Annotated in this window: 8 protein-coding genes, 6 tRNA genes and 1 pseudogene; 2 read left to right on the top strand and 13 right to left on the bottom strand. The window is 60.1% G+C overall.

From position 1 onward, the window contains the following. Window positions 1-18 precede the first annotated feature (18 nt). On the top strand, window positions 19-1236 hold the full coding sequence (locus P353_RS24370) for an MFS transporter (protein WP_034375507.1): 1218 nt from the start codon (window positions 19-21) through the stop codon (window positions 1234-1236). A 44-nt stretch (window positions 1237-1280) separates the two neighbouring features. Here the strand turns inward: P353_RS24370 and P353_RS24365 are convergent, their stop codons facing one another. Beyond that, entirely contained in the window at window positions 1281-2204 is a 924-nt protein-coding gene (locus P353_RS24365; protein ID WP_034375504.1) for a LysR family transcriptional regulator, read from the bottom strand. 128 nt (window positions 2205-2332) lie between these two features. On the opposite strand from P353_RS24365, the pseudogene P353_RS24360 reads away from it, so the two are divergent. Beyond that, a pseudogene (locus tag P353_RS24360) lies at window positions 2333-3817 on the top strand (5-methyltetrahydropteroyltriglutamate--homocysteine S-methyltransferase); the annotation flags it as partial. Window positions 3818-3919: 102 nt separating this feature from the next. Here P353_RS24360 and P353_RS24355 read toward each other — a convergent pair. The 12 genes from P353_RS24355 to P353_RS24300 form a co-directional block, all read right to left on the bottom strand. Next, a tRNA-Cys gene (locus tag P353_RS24355) sits at window positions 3920-3993 on the bottom strand. Between the two features lie 15 nt (window positions 3994-4008). After that, a tRNA-Gly gene (locus P353_RS24350) sits at window positions 4009-4084 on the bottom strand. 57 nt (window positions 4085-4141) lie between these two features. Next, window positions 4142-4217 (bottom strand) — tRNA-Gly (locus P353_RS24345). Window positions 4218-4273: 56 nt separating this feature from the next. Continuing rightward, window positions 4274-4349, bottom strand: a tRNA-Gly gene (locus P353_RS24340). A gap of 57 nt (window positions 4350-4406) precedes the next feature. Then, window positions 4407-4482: transfer RNA gene (locus tag P353_RS24335), tRNA-Gly, on the bottom strand. 108 nt (window positions 4483-4590) lie between these two features. After that, a complete protein-coding gene (lon, locus tag P353_RS24330) occupies window positions 4591-7005 on the bottom strand; it encodes an endopeptidase La (protein ID WP_034375500.1) in 2415 nt (804 codons plus the stop codon). A gap of 154 nt (window positions 7006-7159) precedes the next feature. After that, on the bottom strand, window positions 7160-8422 hold the full coding sequence (clpX, locus tag P353_RS24325; protein WP_034375498.1) for an ATP-dependent Clp protease ATP-binding subunit ClpX: 1263 nt from the start codon (window positions 8420-8422) through the stop codon (window positions 7160-7162). A gap of 176 nt (window positions 8423-8598) precedes the next feature. After that, on the bottom strand, window positions 8599-9207 hold the full coding sequence (clpP, locus tag P353_RS24320) for an ATP-dependent Clp endopeptidase proteolytic subunit ClpP (protein ID WP_003068910.1): 609 nt from the start codon (window positions 9205-9207) through the stop codon (window positions 8599-8601). 132 nt (window positions 9208-9339) lie between these two features. Then, entirely contained in the window at window positions 9340-10650 is a 1311-nt protein-coding gene (gene tig, locus P353_RS24315; protein ID WP_034375495.1) for a trigger factor, read from the bottom strand. Between the two features lie 346 nt (window positions 10651-10996). Further along, window positions 10997-11083 (bottom strand) — tRNA-Leu (locus P353_RS24310). A gap of 85 nt (window positions 11084-11168) precedes the next feature. Further along, window positions 11169-14378: an efflux RND transporter permease subunit gene (locus P353_RS24305; RefSeq protein ID WP_034375492.1), complete on the bottom strand. Its 3210-nt coding sequence runs from the start codon at window positions 14376-14378 to the stop codon at window positions 11169-11171. Then, window positions 14375-15613, bottom strand: a complete 1239-nt coding sequence (locus tag P353_RS24300; RefSeq protein WP_034375491.1) for an efflux RND transporter periplasmic adaptor subunit — start codon at window positions 15611-15613, stop codon at window positions 14375-14377. Before P353_RS24300 ends, P353_RS24305 begins: the two co-directional genes overlap by 4 nt. Between the last annotated feature and the right edge of the window lie 44 nt (window positions 15614-15657).

Here is a 15657-nt window from a genome sequence, read left to right as displayed (position 1 = left end):
ATCTATGCAAGGGTTTCCATGTTGAATGCTTACCGCAAGCTGTTCACGGCGCCGGGCAGCACGGGCTTTGTGCTGGCCGGGCTGCTGGCGCGACTGCCGCTGTCGATGACGGGGATTGGCTTGATCACCATGCTGTCGCAGCAGCGCGGCGCCTACACGCTGGCAGGCATGGTGTCGGCCTGTTTCGCGCTGTCGATTGCCGTTCTGGCACCGCGCATCTCGGCGCTGGTTGACCGTTACGGCCAGTTCAGGGTGCTGCCGTTTGCAGCCGCCAGCAGTGCGCTATCCATGCTGGCCCTGCTAGCCTGTGCCCACTGGCAAGGGCCGGACTGGCTGCTGCTGGTACTGGCCGCTGCCGTCGGCAGCCTGCCCAGCATGCCGGCCATGGTCCGCGCCCGCTGGACAGCAATCTACAGCGGCACACCTCAGTTGCAGACGGCATTTGCGCTGGAAGGCGTGCTCGACGACCTGGCCTTTATCGTCGGCCCGCCGCTGTCGGTGGGCCTCAGCATGCTGCTGTTCCCCGAGGCCGGCCCGCTGGCTGCGGCGCTGTTCCTCATCATCGGCGTAGGCCTGTTTGTGGTGCAACGCCGCACCGAACCACCTGTCAGCCCGCATGCCGACTCGGAAAAAGACAGGGCTTCGTCGATGCTGCGCCAGCCTGTGGTGCGCACGCTGGCACTGTTCATGCTGGCGCAAGGCGTCATCGTGGGCGTGATCGATGTGGCCAGCGTGGCCTTCGCCACAGCTCAGGGCCAGCCCGGCATGGCCAGCGTGGTGCTGTCCTTCTATGCGCTGGGCTCCTGCGCCATGGGCTTGCTGTTTGGCACGCTGCGCCTGCAGATGCCGCTCAGCCGCCAGATCGTCTGGGTCGGGGCATCGGTCGCCATCTCCGCCCTGCCCCTGCTGCTGGCCAGCAATCTGACCGCGCTGACGCTGGCCGTGCTGCTGGCAGGCATTACCTTTGGCCCGACGATTACCGTGGCCATGAGCCTGGTGGAGCAGCAGGTACAGGCCAACCGCCTGACCGAGGGCATGACCTGGCTGCTGACTGGCCTGGCCAGCGGCGTGGCCCTGGGTGCAGCCGCTGCCGGCTGGCTAATCGACCACTGGGGCGCACAGCAATCGTTTGTGCTGACGCTGCTGGCGGGCGGCGCCATGTGGCTGTGGGGCGTGCAGGCCGGACGGCAGGCCGACCGGGCATCCGCACCAGGCATGACCGCCGCCAACATGTGAATCAGCCGCTATCGCTTATTAAGCAATCGACTACCGCTATCTTTTCAAAAGTATATCTGCGTAGGTGCGGCAGCCGGCAAAGCCAGACCAGGTGATCGCGCCAGCGCGATAAAGGCCTGCAGATAGTCGGTGTGCAACTCTGCCTCGCGCGCGCCGAGGTAGATTTGCTTGGCTATCCCCTTGCTGCCCAGCTTCACGGGTACGACGGCCATCTTTTCGGCGTATTCCAGAGCCAGCCAGCGCGGCAGGGCCGCGACACCCCGGCCGCTGGCGACCATCTGCATCATGATGTCGGTGGTCTCTATGGTTTTATGGCGCCTGGGGGCAATGCCTTTGGGCAGCAAAAACTGGGTATAGATGTCGAGCCGGTCTACGGCTACGGGGTAGGTAATCAGCACCTCGCGAGCCAGATCACCGGGCTTGACATAACCGGCCTGGGCCAAGGTGTGATCCACCGCCACGACCAGCACCTGCTCGTAGTCAAAAACGGGTTCAAAGTGCAGACCCGGCTTGAACAACGGATCGGGCGTGACCAGCATGTCGATCTCATAGCCGAACAGCGCACCGATGCCGCCAAACTGGAACTTCTGCTTCACGTCCACATCCACATCGGGCCAGGCGGCCAGATAGGGTGAGACGATTTTCAGCAGCCACTGGTAGCAAGGATGGCATTCCATGCCGATGCGCAAGCTGCCGCGCTCTCCCTGGGCAAATTGCTGCAAGCGCGATTCGGCCAGCTCCAGCTGAGGCAGCACGCGATTGGCCACCGCCAGCAGGTATTGGCCCGCCTGCGTCAGGCGCAGGCTGCGCCCTTCACGCAGCCAGACATCGGTGCCGAGCTGGGCCTCCAGCTTTCTCATGCTGTGGCTCAGGGCGGACTGGGTGACGCACAGCACATCGGCTGCCGCAGTCAAAGAGCCTTGTTTTTCAACCTCTTGCACGATGCCGAGATGGATACGCTCAATCATCTGTGAACACCATTCATGGATATATGAGATATGACCATTTTAATTCATGCATCTACTCCAAGAACATCCAGTCCGCTGACCCGAGCCACTCTGGCCATGGGCCAAAAATCACAAGACTGGATTTCTGCATGACGACTATTCACAACCTGGGCTTTCCTCGCATCGGCGCAAAGCGCGAACTGAAGTTCGCGCTGGAGTCCTACTGGAGAGGCGAGACCTCGCGCGATGCACTCAAGGCGCTGGGCGCCGAGCTGCGCCAACGCCACTGTGCTGCCCAGCAAGAACTGGACTGGGTGCCCGTGGGCGACTCCGCGTTCTGCGAACAGGTACTGGACATGAGCTCTACGCTGGGCAATCTGCCCGAACGGGCGCAAGACTTCGAAGGCTATGCGCTGGACAACTACTTTCGCGCGGCCTGCGGCCGTTCGGCGATCACGACCGAATCCCGCAGTACCGGCCACACCCACTGCTGCGCTGGCGTCGCCGCGGGCGAGATGACCAAATGGTTTGACACCAACTACCACTACATCGTACCCGAGTTCAGCTCGGCCACCGAATTCAAGCTCGATGCATCGCACCTGCTGGAACAACTGGCCGAAGCTAGGGCGCAGGGCATAGCAGCCAAGCCCGTACTCATAGACCCCGTCACTTATCCGGCACTGGGCAAGACCAAGGACGGCACCAGCAAGCTGGAACTGCTGCAACGCCTGCTGCCCGTCTATGCCCAATTGCTGGATGTGCTGGCGATCCAGGGCGTGGAATGGGTGCAGATGAACGAACCCATTCTGGTCACCGAACTCGATGCCGACTGGCAACATGCGTTCAACACCGCCTACCACCACCTCAAGAGCTGCAGGGTCAAGCTGCTGCTGGCGACCTATTTCGGCCAGTTGGCCGAGAACAAGTATCTGGCAGCAAACCTGCCCGTGGCCGGCCTGCACATCGATGCCGTCAATGGTCAGGACGATGTGTAGCAGTTGCTGGGGCTGCTGCCCGCGCACAAGGTGTTGTCCCTGGGCGTGATCAACGGCCGCAATATCTGGAAAACCGATCTGAATGCTGTGCTCGACTGGGTGAAGCCACTGGTCGAGCATCTCTGGATTGCGCCATCCTGCTCCTTGTTGCATGTACCCAGGGATTTGAGCAGCGAGCAAAAGCTCGATGCCGAGATCAAGTCCTGGCTGGCCTATGCGCTGCAAAAGCTCGATGAGCTGCGCGTGCTGGGCAAGGCTTTGCGCCATGGCCGGCACACTGTCGCGGCCGAGCCGGCCGACAACGCTGCAGCTCTGGCTGCACGCCGCACATCGCCTCGCGTCCACAACCCCGCGGTGCAAGCTGCGGCCAGGCAGATCAGCGCCATACTGGCGCCAGCGCCAGAGCAGCTACGAAGCGCGCCCCCCAAGCAAGCCCGCCTGCTCAAGCTGCCAGCCTTCCCGATCACCACCATCGACTCTTTCCCACAGACGGCAGAGATCCGCCAGGCACGCGGCGAATTCAAGGCCGGTCACCTGGATTTCGCCCACTACCAAGGCGCCATGCACGCCGAGATCGAACGCTGCGTGCAAGAGCAGGAGGCTCTTGGGCTGGACGTACAGGTGCATGGCGAGGCCGAATATGACGCACGGTCAGCATCGGTTTTTAATTGCTTTTACGCGCACAAAAACAAAAAGGCCACCCGCAAGGGTGGCCTTTTTGTTGATTTCCCTGGAGAAATCTGGAGGCGCGAACCAGAGTCGAACTGGTCTAACCGGATTTGCAATCCGGGGCATAACCGCTTTGCTATCGCGCCGCTATCACAAAAACCTGGAGCGGGAAAACGGGTTCGAACCGTCGACCTATACCTTGGCAAGGTATCGCTCTACCAACTGAGCTATTCCCGCATTCAAAAAGCTCTCGCCTCTTGATGCGAACCTGTATTGCTACAGGCCCCGAAAACCTGGAGCGGGAAAACGGGTTCGAACCGTCGACCTATACCTTGGCAAGGTATCGCTCTACCAACTGAGCTATTCCCGCATTCAAAAAGCTTTCGCCTTTTGATGCGAACCTGTATTGCTACAGGTTCTGAAACCTGGAGCGGGAAAACGGGTTCGAACCGTCGACCTATACCTTGGCAAGGTATCGCTCTACCAACTGAGCTATTCCCGCATTCAAAAAGCTTTCGCTTTTTGATGCGAACCTGTATTGCTACAGGCTCTGAAAACCTGGAGCGGGAAAACGGGTTCGAACCGTCGACCTATACCTTGGCAAGGTATCGCTCTACCAACTGAGCTATTCCCGCATATCTACCGAAGCCCAACATTGTACAACGTTGTTTGCTGCGATGGATGAATTGTAGCGCAGTTCTGAGCCCTCTCAGAAAAAACGCCACAATTTTCACAAAACAAGCTTAATGCTTGATGGCCGCCTCTACAGGCTTGGCATCGGTCGATGCCACGGCAGCTACAGTTTCCTCAGACAAAGGATCCGGCACACGCTCCAGAGCCACCTTGAGAACCTGATCGATCCACTTCACAGGAACGATTTCCAGACCGCTCTTCACATTATCAGGAATGTCCTGCAAATCCTTGGCATTCTCTTCAGGAATGAGCACAGTCTTGATACCACCACGCAAAGCAGCCAGCAGCTTTTCCTTGAGGCCGCCGATTGCAGTGACTTCACCGCGCAAGGTGATTTCACCAGTCATGGCCACATCAGCGCGCACGGGAATGCCAGTGAGAGCCGAGACAAAAGCTGTCGTCATCGCAGCACCGGCGCTGGGGCCATCCTTGGGTGTAGCGCCGTCAGGCACGTGCACATGGATGTCCTTTTTCTCAAAGGCTTCATCCTTGATGCCTAACAGACGAGCGCGGCTACGCACCACTGTGCGAGCAGCCTCGACCGACTCCTTCATCACATCACCCAGTGAACCTGTACGCGTAATAACACCCTTGCCTGGCATGGTTGCTGCTTCGATGGTCAGCAGATCTCCTCCGACTTCGGTCCAGGCCAAACCCACAACCTGCCCCACCTGATTGGCATGCTCGGCACGGCCATAGCTGAACTTGCGCACGCCCAGATATTCATTGAGGTTGTCGGCATTCACCTCCACCTTGGGCTGAAGCTTGCCAAGTTGCAAGCCCTTGATCACCTTGCGGCAAATCTTGGACAGCTCGCGCTCAAGCGAACGCACGCCCGCTTCGCGAGTGTAGTAGCGCACGATGTCGCGGATCGCGGCTTCGGTCACTTCCAGCTCCCCGTCCTTCACACCGTTGTTGGTGAGTTGCTTGGGCAGCAGGTAGCGCACGGCGATATTGGTCTTTTCGTCTTCGGTATAGCCCGACAGGCGAATCACCTCCATGCGATCCAGCAAGGCCGAAGGAATGTTCATGGAGTTGGAAGTCGCCACAAACATCACGTCGGACAGGTCGAAGTCGACCTCCACGTAGTGATCGCCAAACTTGTTGTTCTGTTCGGGATCCAGCACCTCCAGCAGAGCGCTCGAAGGATCGCCACGGAAGTCCATACCCAGCTTGTCGATTTCGTCCAGCAGGAACAGAGGATTGCGCGTACCAACCTTCTCCAGGCTCTGCAGCACCTTGCCGGGCATGGCGCCGATATAGGTACGACGGTGACCGCGAATTTCCGCCTCATCTCGCATGCCGCCCAGCGCCATACGCACGTACTTGCGACCTGTGGCCTTGGCAATGGACTGTCCGAGCGAGGTCTTGCCCACGCCGGGAGGACCCACCAGGCACAGAATGGGCGCCTTGACCTTGTCCACACGCTGCTGTACAGCAAGATACTCAAGAATGCGGTCCTTGACCTTTTCCAGGCCAAAGTGATCTTCGTTCAGCACTTCCTCGGCATTCGCCAGGTTGTGCTTGATTTTGGTCTTCCGGCTCCAGGGTAGACCAGTCAGCACTTCGATGTAGTTGCGCACCACTGAAGCTTCAGCCGACATGGGCGACATCAGCTTGAGCTTCTTGAGCTCGGCCTCAGCCTTCTTGCGAGCATCGGCAGGCATCTTGGCGAGCTTGATCTTTTTCTCGATCTCCTCGATGTCGGCACCGTCCTCACCTTCGCCCAGCTCCTTTTGAATGGCCTTGACCTGCTCATTCAAATAGAAGTCGCGTTGATTTTTCTCCATCTGGCGCTTGACGCGGCCACGGATGCGCTTGTCGACGTTGAGGATATCGACCTCGCGCTCGAGTTGCTCGAACAGGTTTTCCAGACGCTCCTTGATGTCCACCAGATCCAGCACAGCCTGCTTGCTCTCGAGCTTGAGAGGCAGGTGCGCCGCAATGGTGTCCGTCAGACGACCGGCATCGTCAATGCTGGCGATTGAGGTCAGGATTTCCTGAGGAATTTTCTTGTTGAGTTTGACGTACTGGTCAAACTGCTGGGTCACCGCACGGCGCAACGCTTCGATTTCACTTTGCTCATGGGCATCGCCTTCGGGCTCCACAGGCGTCACAGACGCCGTGAAGTGAGACTCTTCGTCGGCGACCTGCTTGACCAGCGCGCGCTGCTGGCCCTCCACCAGCACCTTCACGGTGCCGTCGGGCAGCTTGAGCATCTGCAAGATGGTGGAGACACAGCCAACATCAAACATGTCTTCCGCTGCAGGCTCATCCTTGGAGGCCGTCTTCTGCGCCACCAGCATGATGCGGCGGTCGCCTTCCATGGCCAGCTCCAGAGCCTTGATGCTCTTGGCACGCCCCACGAACAGCGGAATCACCATATGCGGAAACACCACCACATCGCGCAGCGGCAGCAGTGGCAGGTCCAGCTCGGTAGAAGGCAAAGGGGTTTGTCCAGACATAGGTATCCTCGGTTTCTCAGCGGAAGATGGTCCGCTTACCGGTGTATTTCAACCCCTGGGGGCAAATTGTTTTTGCCGCCGCAGGGGCATTGCCTTTCAGCCACAGGCGACAAAGCGAGCCCATTGGAAGGTCGCCTTGCACACAAGCACAGTATCAGGCCTTTTTGGCCGCTTCGCGGTAAACCAGCAGCGGCTCCTTGCCGTCTTCAATGGTGGCTTCTTCCACCACGACCTTTTCCACATTCTCGGCAGTCGGCAACTCGAACATGGTGCTGATCAGTGCCTGCTCGACGATGGAGCGCAAGCCACGGGCACCGGTCTTGCGAGCCAGGGCCTTGCGGGCGATCGCCTTCAGGGCCGCAGGGCGGATCTCCAACTCCACCCCCTCCATGGCCAGCAGCTTGCTGTACTGCTTGACCAGCGCATTCTTGGGCTCGGTCAGGATCTGCACCAGCGCCTCTTCGCTGAGTTCGGCCAGCGCCGTCACTACGGGCATGCGCCCCACCAGCTCGGGGATGATGCCGAACTTGATCAGATCCTCAGGCTCGATCTCAAGGAACATCTCCGAGATGGAGCGCTGCTTCTTGCTCTTGACGGTAGCGCCAAAGCCTATGCCCGAGGCCTCGGTGCGGTTCTCGATGACTTTTTCCAGTCCCGCGAACGCGCCGCTGCAGATGAACAGGATATTGGTGGTGTCAATCTGCAGAAAGTCCTGGTTGGGATGCTTGCGTCCACCCTGGGGAGGAATGCTGGCCATCGTGCCTTCGATCAGCTTGAGCAGAGCCTGCTGCACGCCCTCACCCGAGACGTCACGCGTGATGCTGGGGTTGTCCGATTTGCGCGAGATCTTGTCGATTTCGTCGATGTAGACAATGCCGCGCTGAGCACGCTCGACGTCGTACTCGCAGCTTTGCAGCAGCTTCTGAATAATGTTCTCGACATCCTCGCCCACATAGCCGGCCTCGGTCAGCGTGGTGGCATCGGCCATCACGAATGGCACATTGAGCTGACGCGCCAACGTTTGAGCCAGCAAGGTCTTGCCCGAACCCGTGGGGCCGATCAGCAAGATATTGCTCTTGCTGAGCTCCACATCGTCCTTGCCTGCCTTGTCCTTGTGGTTCAGGCGCTTGTAGTGGTTGTAGACAGCCACGGCCAGCGTGCGCTTGGCCTGCTCCTGACCGATCACATAGTTGTCGAGATTGGTCTTGATTTCAGCAGGCGTCGGCAGATCGCCGCGGCCTTCCTTGGCGTCGGCGGCAGGCTGTTCGTCGCGAATGATCTCATTGCACAAGTCGATGCACTCGTCGCAGATGAACACGGACGGGCCGGCGATCAGCTTCTTGACCTCGTGCTGGCTTTTGCCGCAGAAGGTGCAATACAAATTCTTTTCGGTGGAAGAGCCTTTTTTATCGGCCATGGGGGCTGTGCCTCGTTACGAAAAAACGAAAATTAATGATAACCAAAGACAAGGCGGCGTAGGCCATCAGGGACAAACGCCGCCGAGCAAGTCCTGAGAGCCAGTCAGCAGCTCCCAGGTTTTTCAGTGCTAGCACCCGCAAGCCCAATCAGACATGAGACTCGGTGCTATGCATTTCAGGAACGCTTACTGATTACCTGGTCAACCAGGCCGTATTCCTTAGCCTCATCGGCGGAAAGGAAATAGTCGCGCTCGGTGTCGTTCTGGATCTTTTCCAGAGGCTGGCCGGTACGCTCGGCAAGAATCTTGTTCAGGCGCTCGCGGGTCTTGATGATTTCGCGGGCATGAATTTCAATCTCGGTCGCCTGACCACGTGCACCGCCCAGAGGCTGGTGAATCATGACCTGGGCATTGGGCAGCGCATAGCGCTTGCCCTTGGCTCCAGCCGACAGCAGGAAAGCCCCCATGCTCGCAGCCATGCCGGTGCACAGTGTCGAGACGTCGGGCTTGATGAAGTTCATGGTGTCGAAAATCGCCATGCCTGCGGTCACACTGCCGCCAGGGGAGTTGATATAGAAGGAAATATCCTTGTCAGGATTTTCGCTTTCCAGGAACAACAACTGAGCCACCACCAGGTTGGCAGTCTGATCGTTAACCTCGCCCACCAGGAAAATCACGCGCTCCTTGAGCAGACGCGAATAAATGTCATAGGAGCGCTCACCGCGACCCGACTGTTCAATGACCATGGGCACCATGCCCAAACCCAATGTATCCAATGCGCTCATGTTTTCTCCAGTGCTATGCGCCTACTGTAGCCGCATTCTGAAAAGAAAATGGGGCTTGCGCGCAAAAGCACAAGCCCCGCAATTCAAGTTATCGGAACTCACCTAGGGCAAGCACCGATAAAGATCCAGCCCTTAGGCCTGACCCATCAGCTCGTCGAAGGAAACGGCCTTATCGGTGACCTTAGCCTTACCCAGGACGAACTCGGTCACGTTGTTTTCGATCACAACGGCTTCTACTTCGGCCAGACGGTTGCGGTCGCCGAAGTACCAGCGCACCACGTCTTCGGGCTTCTCGTAGCTGGAGGCCAGCTCTTCCACGTGAGCCTTGATCTGTTCGGCCGTGGCTTGCAGATTGTTGGTCTTGACCAGCTCGGCCACCACCAGGCCCAGGCGCACACGACGCTCGGCTTGGGGCAGGAAGATGTCTTCAGGGATTTCAGCCTTGGCTGCATCCTTGATGCCGCGCTGTTCCAACTCGGCGCGTGCGCCTTCCAGCAGGCGGCCCACTTCAGCTTGCACGGAAGCCTTGGGCAGATCCAGCTCGGCCACGGACACCAGAGCGTCCATCACGGCTTGCTTGTTGCGGCCTTGAACGCGGAACTTCACTTCGCGCTCCAGGTTCTTCTTGATGTCGTCGCGCAGGGCGTCAACGGAGCCGCCTTCCACGCCCAGAGTCTTCACGAACTCTTCGTTCACCTCGGGCAGGTTGGGAGCTTCCACCTTCTTGACGGTCACCAGGAAGTCGGCAGTCTTGCCGGCCACGTCAGCGCCGTGGTAGTCAGCAGGGAAAGCCAGGGGGAAAGTCTTGGACTCGCCAGCCTTCATGCCGCGGGTTGCGTCTTCGAATTCCTTGAGCATCTGGCCTTCGCCGACCAGGAACTGGAAGTCTTCAGCCTTGCCGCCGGAGAAAGTCTCGCCGTCGATCTTGCCTTCGAAGTCCACGGTCACGCGGTCGCCGTCCACAGCGGCTTCACCGGCAGCGCGCTCGGTGAAGGTGCGACGCTGCTTGCGCAGAATGTCCACGGTCTTGTCGATGGCTGCGTCGTCCACGTTGGTGGACAGCTTTTCCACTTCAGCAGCAGTCAGATCGCCGATCTTGACTTCGGGCATGACTTCGAACACGGCTTCGAATTGCGCTTCGCCTTCGGCAGCGCCTTCCTTCTCGGTGATCTTGGGCTGACCGGCAACGCGCAGATCGGCTTCGTTCACTGCAGCGGCAAAAGCCTCGCCCACCTTGTCGTTCAGCACTTCGTATTGCACGGAGTAGCCATAACGCTGAGCCACGACGCTCATGGGCACCTTGCCTGGACGGAAGCCGTCCATCTTCACGGTGCGCGCCACCTTCTTCAGGCGGGCATCCACTTCGGACTGGATTGCCGACAGGGGCACGCTCAGCGTGATCTTGCGCTCGAGCTTTTCAAGAGTTTCAACGTTAACGGCCATGATTTTTCCTAAGAGGGATGAGGACCGTGCAGATTGCAGAACAACCCGCACCGTGTTGCGCAAAGTCACAGTGCGCGCAAGTCCAGGAATCCCCACGGACATGCGGCACCACAAATTTCCAGAGCCTGCCCCGGTCATTTGCCCGAGCGTCAGGCGTCAGGCATTTGTTCAAATCAGGAACAGGCGAAGCCGACCATTATAACGAGGCGCCGCGCAGGCTCCGTCATCGGCTATCAGGGGTTTGCCTTAAAAGCTGACACCGCGCCTGCAATGCTCGGCGCGGGAAAAGAAAAAGCCCGTAACTGCTTGGGGTTACGGGCTTGAGGCAGCAGAGACCGCCGGTGTCTGGTGCGCGGAGCCGGACTCGAACCGGCACGGTGTTGCCACCGTCAGGACCTAAACCTGGTGCGTCTACCAATTTCGCCACCCGCGCGGTCAGCAATGCGCAAATCTACGCTTACTGAGGTCAAGACGCAGATTCTAGCCGCAAAACCGGCAGTCTTTCGCACAATGCAGGCTCAGGCCGTGTCCTTTCTGATGCGGAATGCCGCTGCATACATGGCAGGCAATGCCAGCAGGGTCAGCACAGTCGCCACGATCAGGCCACCCATGATGGCCACGGCCATGGGCCCCCAGAACACACTGCGCGACAACGGAATCATGGCCAGTACAGCTGCAGCCGCCGTCAGCACGATGGGACGCAGCCTATGCACGGCCGCCTCCACAATCGCATCCCAGGCCGGCACGCCGCGGGCACGCCCGCTTTCGATCTGGTCGATCAGAATCACCGAATTGCGCTGAATCATGCCCATCAAGGCCACGACCCCCAGCAGCGCCACAAAGCCGAAGGGGCGATTCAGCAGCAGCAAGGCCGCCGCCACACCGGGGATGCCCAAGGGGCCGGTGATAAACACCAGCAGCGAACGGCTGACGCTGCGCAGTTGCAGCATGAGCAACGTGAAGGTCAGAAACAGCAGCACCGGGATACCCGCCACGATGGCGCCGGAGCCCTTGGAGCTTTCTTCCACGGCACCAGCGACTTCGATGCGATAGCCTGTGTCGCCTGCAGCATGCCAGCCAGCCTCCATCTTGCGCAACTGCGGCAACAGCTCGTTGGTCAGCGTTGCACCTTGCAGGCCTTCGCGCACATCGCCTTGAACGGTAATCGCAAAGTTGCGCTTTTCGCGCCACATCACGCCCGGCTCCCAGACCATGACGGGTTTGGCAATCTGCGTGAGAGGGATCGACTGCCCGTTTGCCGTGGTGACATAGACAGCCGCGATGTCTGTAATGGCATCGCGCTCCTGCTTGGGCGGGCGCATCACGATATCGATCAGCTTGTCGCCTTCACGGAACTGCCCCACGGTGGTGCCGCTGAAGTTCATGCCCGTGGCTTCGGCGATCGACTGGCTGGTCACCCCCAGAGCACGCGCCTTGTCCTGATCGACCTGCAGGCGGATGACCTTGACGGACTCGTTCCAGTTGTCGTTCACGCCACGCATATCGGCATTGGCCTGCATGAGTGCCTTGACTTCATCAGCGTAGGTTCGCAACTTGGTGGGGTCCGAGCCCATGACACGGAACTGCACCGGGTATTGCACGGGCGGCCCGTTGGGCAGCAGCTTGGAGCGCGCCCGCACCTCGGGGAATTCCTCGGCCATCAGCGCCGGCAACTGCTTGCGGATTTCCTCGCGCGCCTTCAGGTCCTTGGTCACCAGAATGAACTGGGAGACGTTGTTCTGCGGAAAAACCTGGTCCAGCGGCAGATAGAAGCGCGGCGCTCCGGAGCCTATCCATTCGCTGACGGACTCCACACCGTCGAGCTGCAAGAAGCGTTTTTCCACGCGCAGTGTCACTTCCTTGTTGGCCTGCAGGGAAGTGCCCTCGGGGAACCATATATCGACCAGCACTTCGGGACGGCTGGAATCGGGGAAGAACTGCTGCTGCACCTTGCCCATGCCGGCCAGACCCAGCACGAACACCAGCACCGTCGCACCGATCGTCAGCCAGCGGTGCTGCACGCACCAGTTCACCGTGCGGCGGAAGCGGTTGTAGAACGGCGTGTCGAACAGCTCGTGCTCGCCTGCATCGGTGTTGATTCCCGCCTCTTCGGCCGACACCTCACCGGACGCCACCTCGGGCGGCAGCTTGGCCGCATGCGGCGGCTTCTTGAGCAGCAGCAGACCCAGATAGGGCACGAAGTACACAGAGGCGAACCAGCTGAGCACCAGGGCAATCACCGTCACCGCGAAGATGGCGAAGGTGTACTCGCCCGTCATGGATTTGGCCATGCCGATGGGCAGAAAGCCGGCAGCCGTGATCAGCGTGCCGGTCAGCATGGGCTTGGAGGTGATCTCATAGGCAAAGGTGGCGGCGCGGTACTTGTCGTAGCCTTCCTCCATCTTGCGCACCATCATTTCCACGGCAATGATGGCGTCGTCCACCAGCAGGCCCAGCGCAATGATGAGCGAGCCCAGCGACACTTTGTGCAGACCGATATTCCAGTACCACATGGCCAGGAAGGTCGCGGCGAGTACCAGCGGAATGGTGATGCCCACCACCAGTCCGGGGCGCGGGTCGATATACCAGCGCTTCCACAGCGGATGCTGCCCCGGGCGCTTGTGCAGGCCCAGGCTCAGAAAGCTCACGGCAAGCACCACGACCACGGCTTCGACCAGCACTTGGAGAAACTCGCTGACCGAATCCGCCACCGCCTTGGGCTGGTTCTGCATATTGCTCAGCGTCACGCCCACGGGCAGGCTTTTGGCGATGCGCTCCGTGGCCTGCGTCAGCGCCTTGCCCAAGGCAATGATGTCGCCGCCCTTGACCATGGACACCCCCAGGGCCACCGTAGGCTCACCCTGAAAACGCACCATGACATTGGCCGGATCGGCATAGCCACGGTGCACTTCGGCGATATCGCCCAACCTGAACTGCGCTCCTCCCTGGCCGATGATGGGCATGGCACGCAATTGCTCCAGGTCGTTGAACTGCCCCTGCACACGCAACACAATGGTTTCGGCAGGCGTCTGCAAGGTACCGGCCGATGCCACGGCATTTTGCTGGTTGAGCTGATCGAGCACCTGCTTGAGGTTCAGCCCCATCTGGGTGGCGCGGTGCGACAGCTCCACATAGACCTTTTCGTCCTGCACTCCGAACTGCTCGACCTTGGCTACATCAGGCACCTGCAGCAGTTGCTGACGCACATCGTCGGCCAGGGTCTTGAGCTCGGCATAACTGAAGCCCTTTGCCTGCAGCGCATAGATCACACCATAGACATCGCCAAAGTCGTCATTGAAGAACGGCCCCTGCACGCCCTGCGGCAGGGTGTAGCGCATATCCCCGACCTTCTTGCGCACCGTATACCAGAGCTGCGGCACTTCCTTGGGGGGCGAGTAGTCCTTGACCTGAAAGATGACTTGCGACTCGCCGGGCTTGGAGTAGCTGCTGATCTTGTCGGCATAGGGCACCTCCTGCAGCGTGCGCTCGATCTTGTCCGTCACCTGCTGCGCCACCTGCTCGGCTGTCGCGCCAGGCCAGTAGGTACGAATGACCATGGCCCGGAAGGTGAACGGCGGATCCTCGTCCTGCCCCAGCTGGAAAAAGGCCGCAAAGCCCAGCAGCATCAGCACGACGATGAAATAGCGTGTCAGCGCTACATGATCGAGCGCCCAGCGGGAAAGATTGAAATGCGCACCACCGGTCTTTTTGTGTCCAGTGCCGCTCATTTGCCCGCCTCCGCAGCAGCCGCAGGCTGAGACGCTTCAGATTCAGGAGCATTCTGCGCTTTATTTACGTGCGCTTGAGACTGATTTGACTCAGATTTCTGTAGCGGCTTGGCGTATTTATCGCGATACACCGTCACCTTCTGACCCGGGGTCAGCACATGGACGCCCGTGGCCACCACCTGCATTCCGGGTTGCAGACCCGAGGCAATCACCGCCTCGTTGCCGTCGGCGCTGGCAATCTGCACCGGCTGCAGCTTCACCGAGCTGCTGGCCGCGTCATAGAGCCAGACGGCCGTGCCCTGACCGTTGCCACCCTCCTGGCGCAATGCCGTGGTTGGCAGCTTGATGACCTGGCTGCCAACGGCTTCGCGGCTCACGCCCATGCCCTCTGGCATGACCTGCACGGTGGCTCCCAATGCGGGCAGATCCTCTCCCTGCAGAGCGGCCTTGACCACATAGGTGCGTGTGGCCGGATCGGCGCTGGCTGCCACCTCCCGCACCAGGGCCTTGATCACGCGCGACTCATTCGACCAGGGCCTGACCTTCACGCCCTGCCCCGGCTTGATGGCGCTGCGCCGGTCTTCAGGCACACTGAACACCGCATCGCGCGCGCCATCCTGGGCAATCCGCACCACCGGCGTGCCGGCCGCAACCACCTGACCGGGCTCGGCCTCCACGGCGGTGACCACGCCATCGGCATCGGCCAGCAACTGGGTGTAGTTCTCCTGATTGGACTGGCTGGAGAGCTGGGCACGGGCCTGATCGAGCGAGGCCTGGGCCGCCTTCAGATTGGCCTCGTAGCGCTCCATCTCTGCGGCGCTGATGAAGTTCTGGGCTCGCAGCGTGCGAAAACGCTTGGCATTGGCCTCGGCCAGATCGCGCTGCGTGGTGGCCGAGGCCAGCTGGGCGCGCGCGGCATCGGCACTGAGCTGATAGTCACGCGCATCCAGGCGCGCCAGCACCTGTCCGGCCTTGACATGCTGACCCAGCTCAACCTCGCGCCTGATGATCTTGCCCGCCACGCGAAAGCCGAGTCGAGACTCCACACGGGCCCGCACATCGCCCGAATATTCCTGGGCAGATTCGATCTGCCCCTCACCCACGGTCACCAGCTTGACCGCGCGCACCGGCTCAGGCGCAGCCTCCTTCTTGGAGCAGGCCGACAACATGACAGCAGCCGCCACTATGGACAGCGCAGCCAAAGGCACGGCAGGCCGGCGCGGCAAAGACAACATTGCAAAACGACGAGAAGACGAAACAGCCATGGTGTTCTGGGCTT

The organism is Comamonas testosteroni, assembly GCF_000761245.1.
Taxonomy (GTDB): domain Bacteria; phylum Pseudomonadota; class Gammaproteobacteria; order Burkholderiales; family Burkholderiaceae_C; genus Comamonas; species Comamonas testosteroni_C.
The sequence above is the reverse complement of the archived record's forward strand: the minus strand, read 5'-3'. Positions and strand labels throughout refer to the sequence as shown.

Excerpts from the sequence above, each read along its gene's own strand:
- P353_RS24370 (WP_034375507.1), top strand. The coding sequence starts at position 19 with ATGTTGAATGCTTACCGCAAGCTGTTCACGGCGCCGGGCAGCACGGGC.
- P353_RS24365 (WP_034375504.1), bottom strand. The coding sequence starts at position 2,204 with ATGATTGAGCGTATCCATCTCGGCATCGTGCAAGAGGTTGAAAAACAA.
- lon (WP_034375500.1), bottom strand. The coding sequence starts at position 7,005 with ATGTCTGGACAAACCCCTTTGCCTTCTACCGAGCTGGACCTGCCACTG.
- clpX (WP_034375498.1), bottom strand. The coding sequence starts at position 8,422 with ATGGCCGATAAAAAAGGCTCTTCCACCGAAAAGAATTTGTATTGCACC.
- clpP (WP_003068910.1), bottom strand. The coding sequence starts at position 9,207 with ATGAGCGCATTGGATACATTGGGTTTGGGCATGGTGCCCATGGTCATT.
- tig (WP_034375495.1), bottom strand. The coding sequence starts at position 10,650 with ATGGCCGTTAACGTTGAAACTCTTGAAAAGCTCGAGCGCAAGATCACG.
- P353_RS24305 (WP_034375492.1), bottom strand. The coding sequence starts at position 14,378 with ATGAGCGGCACTGGACACAAAAAGACCGGTGGTGCGCATTTCAATCTT.
- P353_RS24300 (WP_034375491.1), bottom strand. The coding sequence starts at position 15,613 with ATGTTGTCTTTGCCGCGCCGGCCTGCCGTGCCTTTGGCTGCGCTGTCC.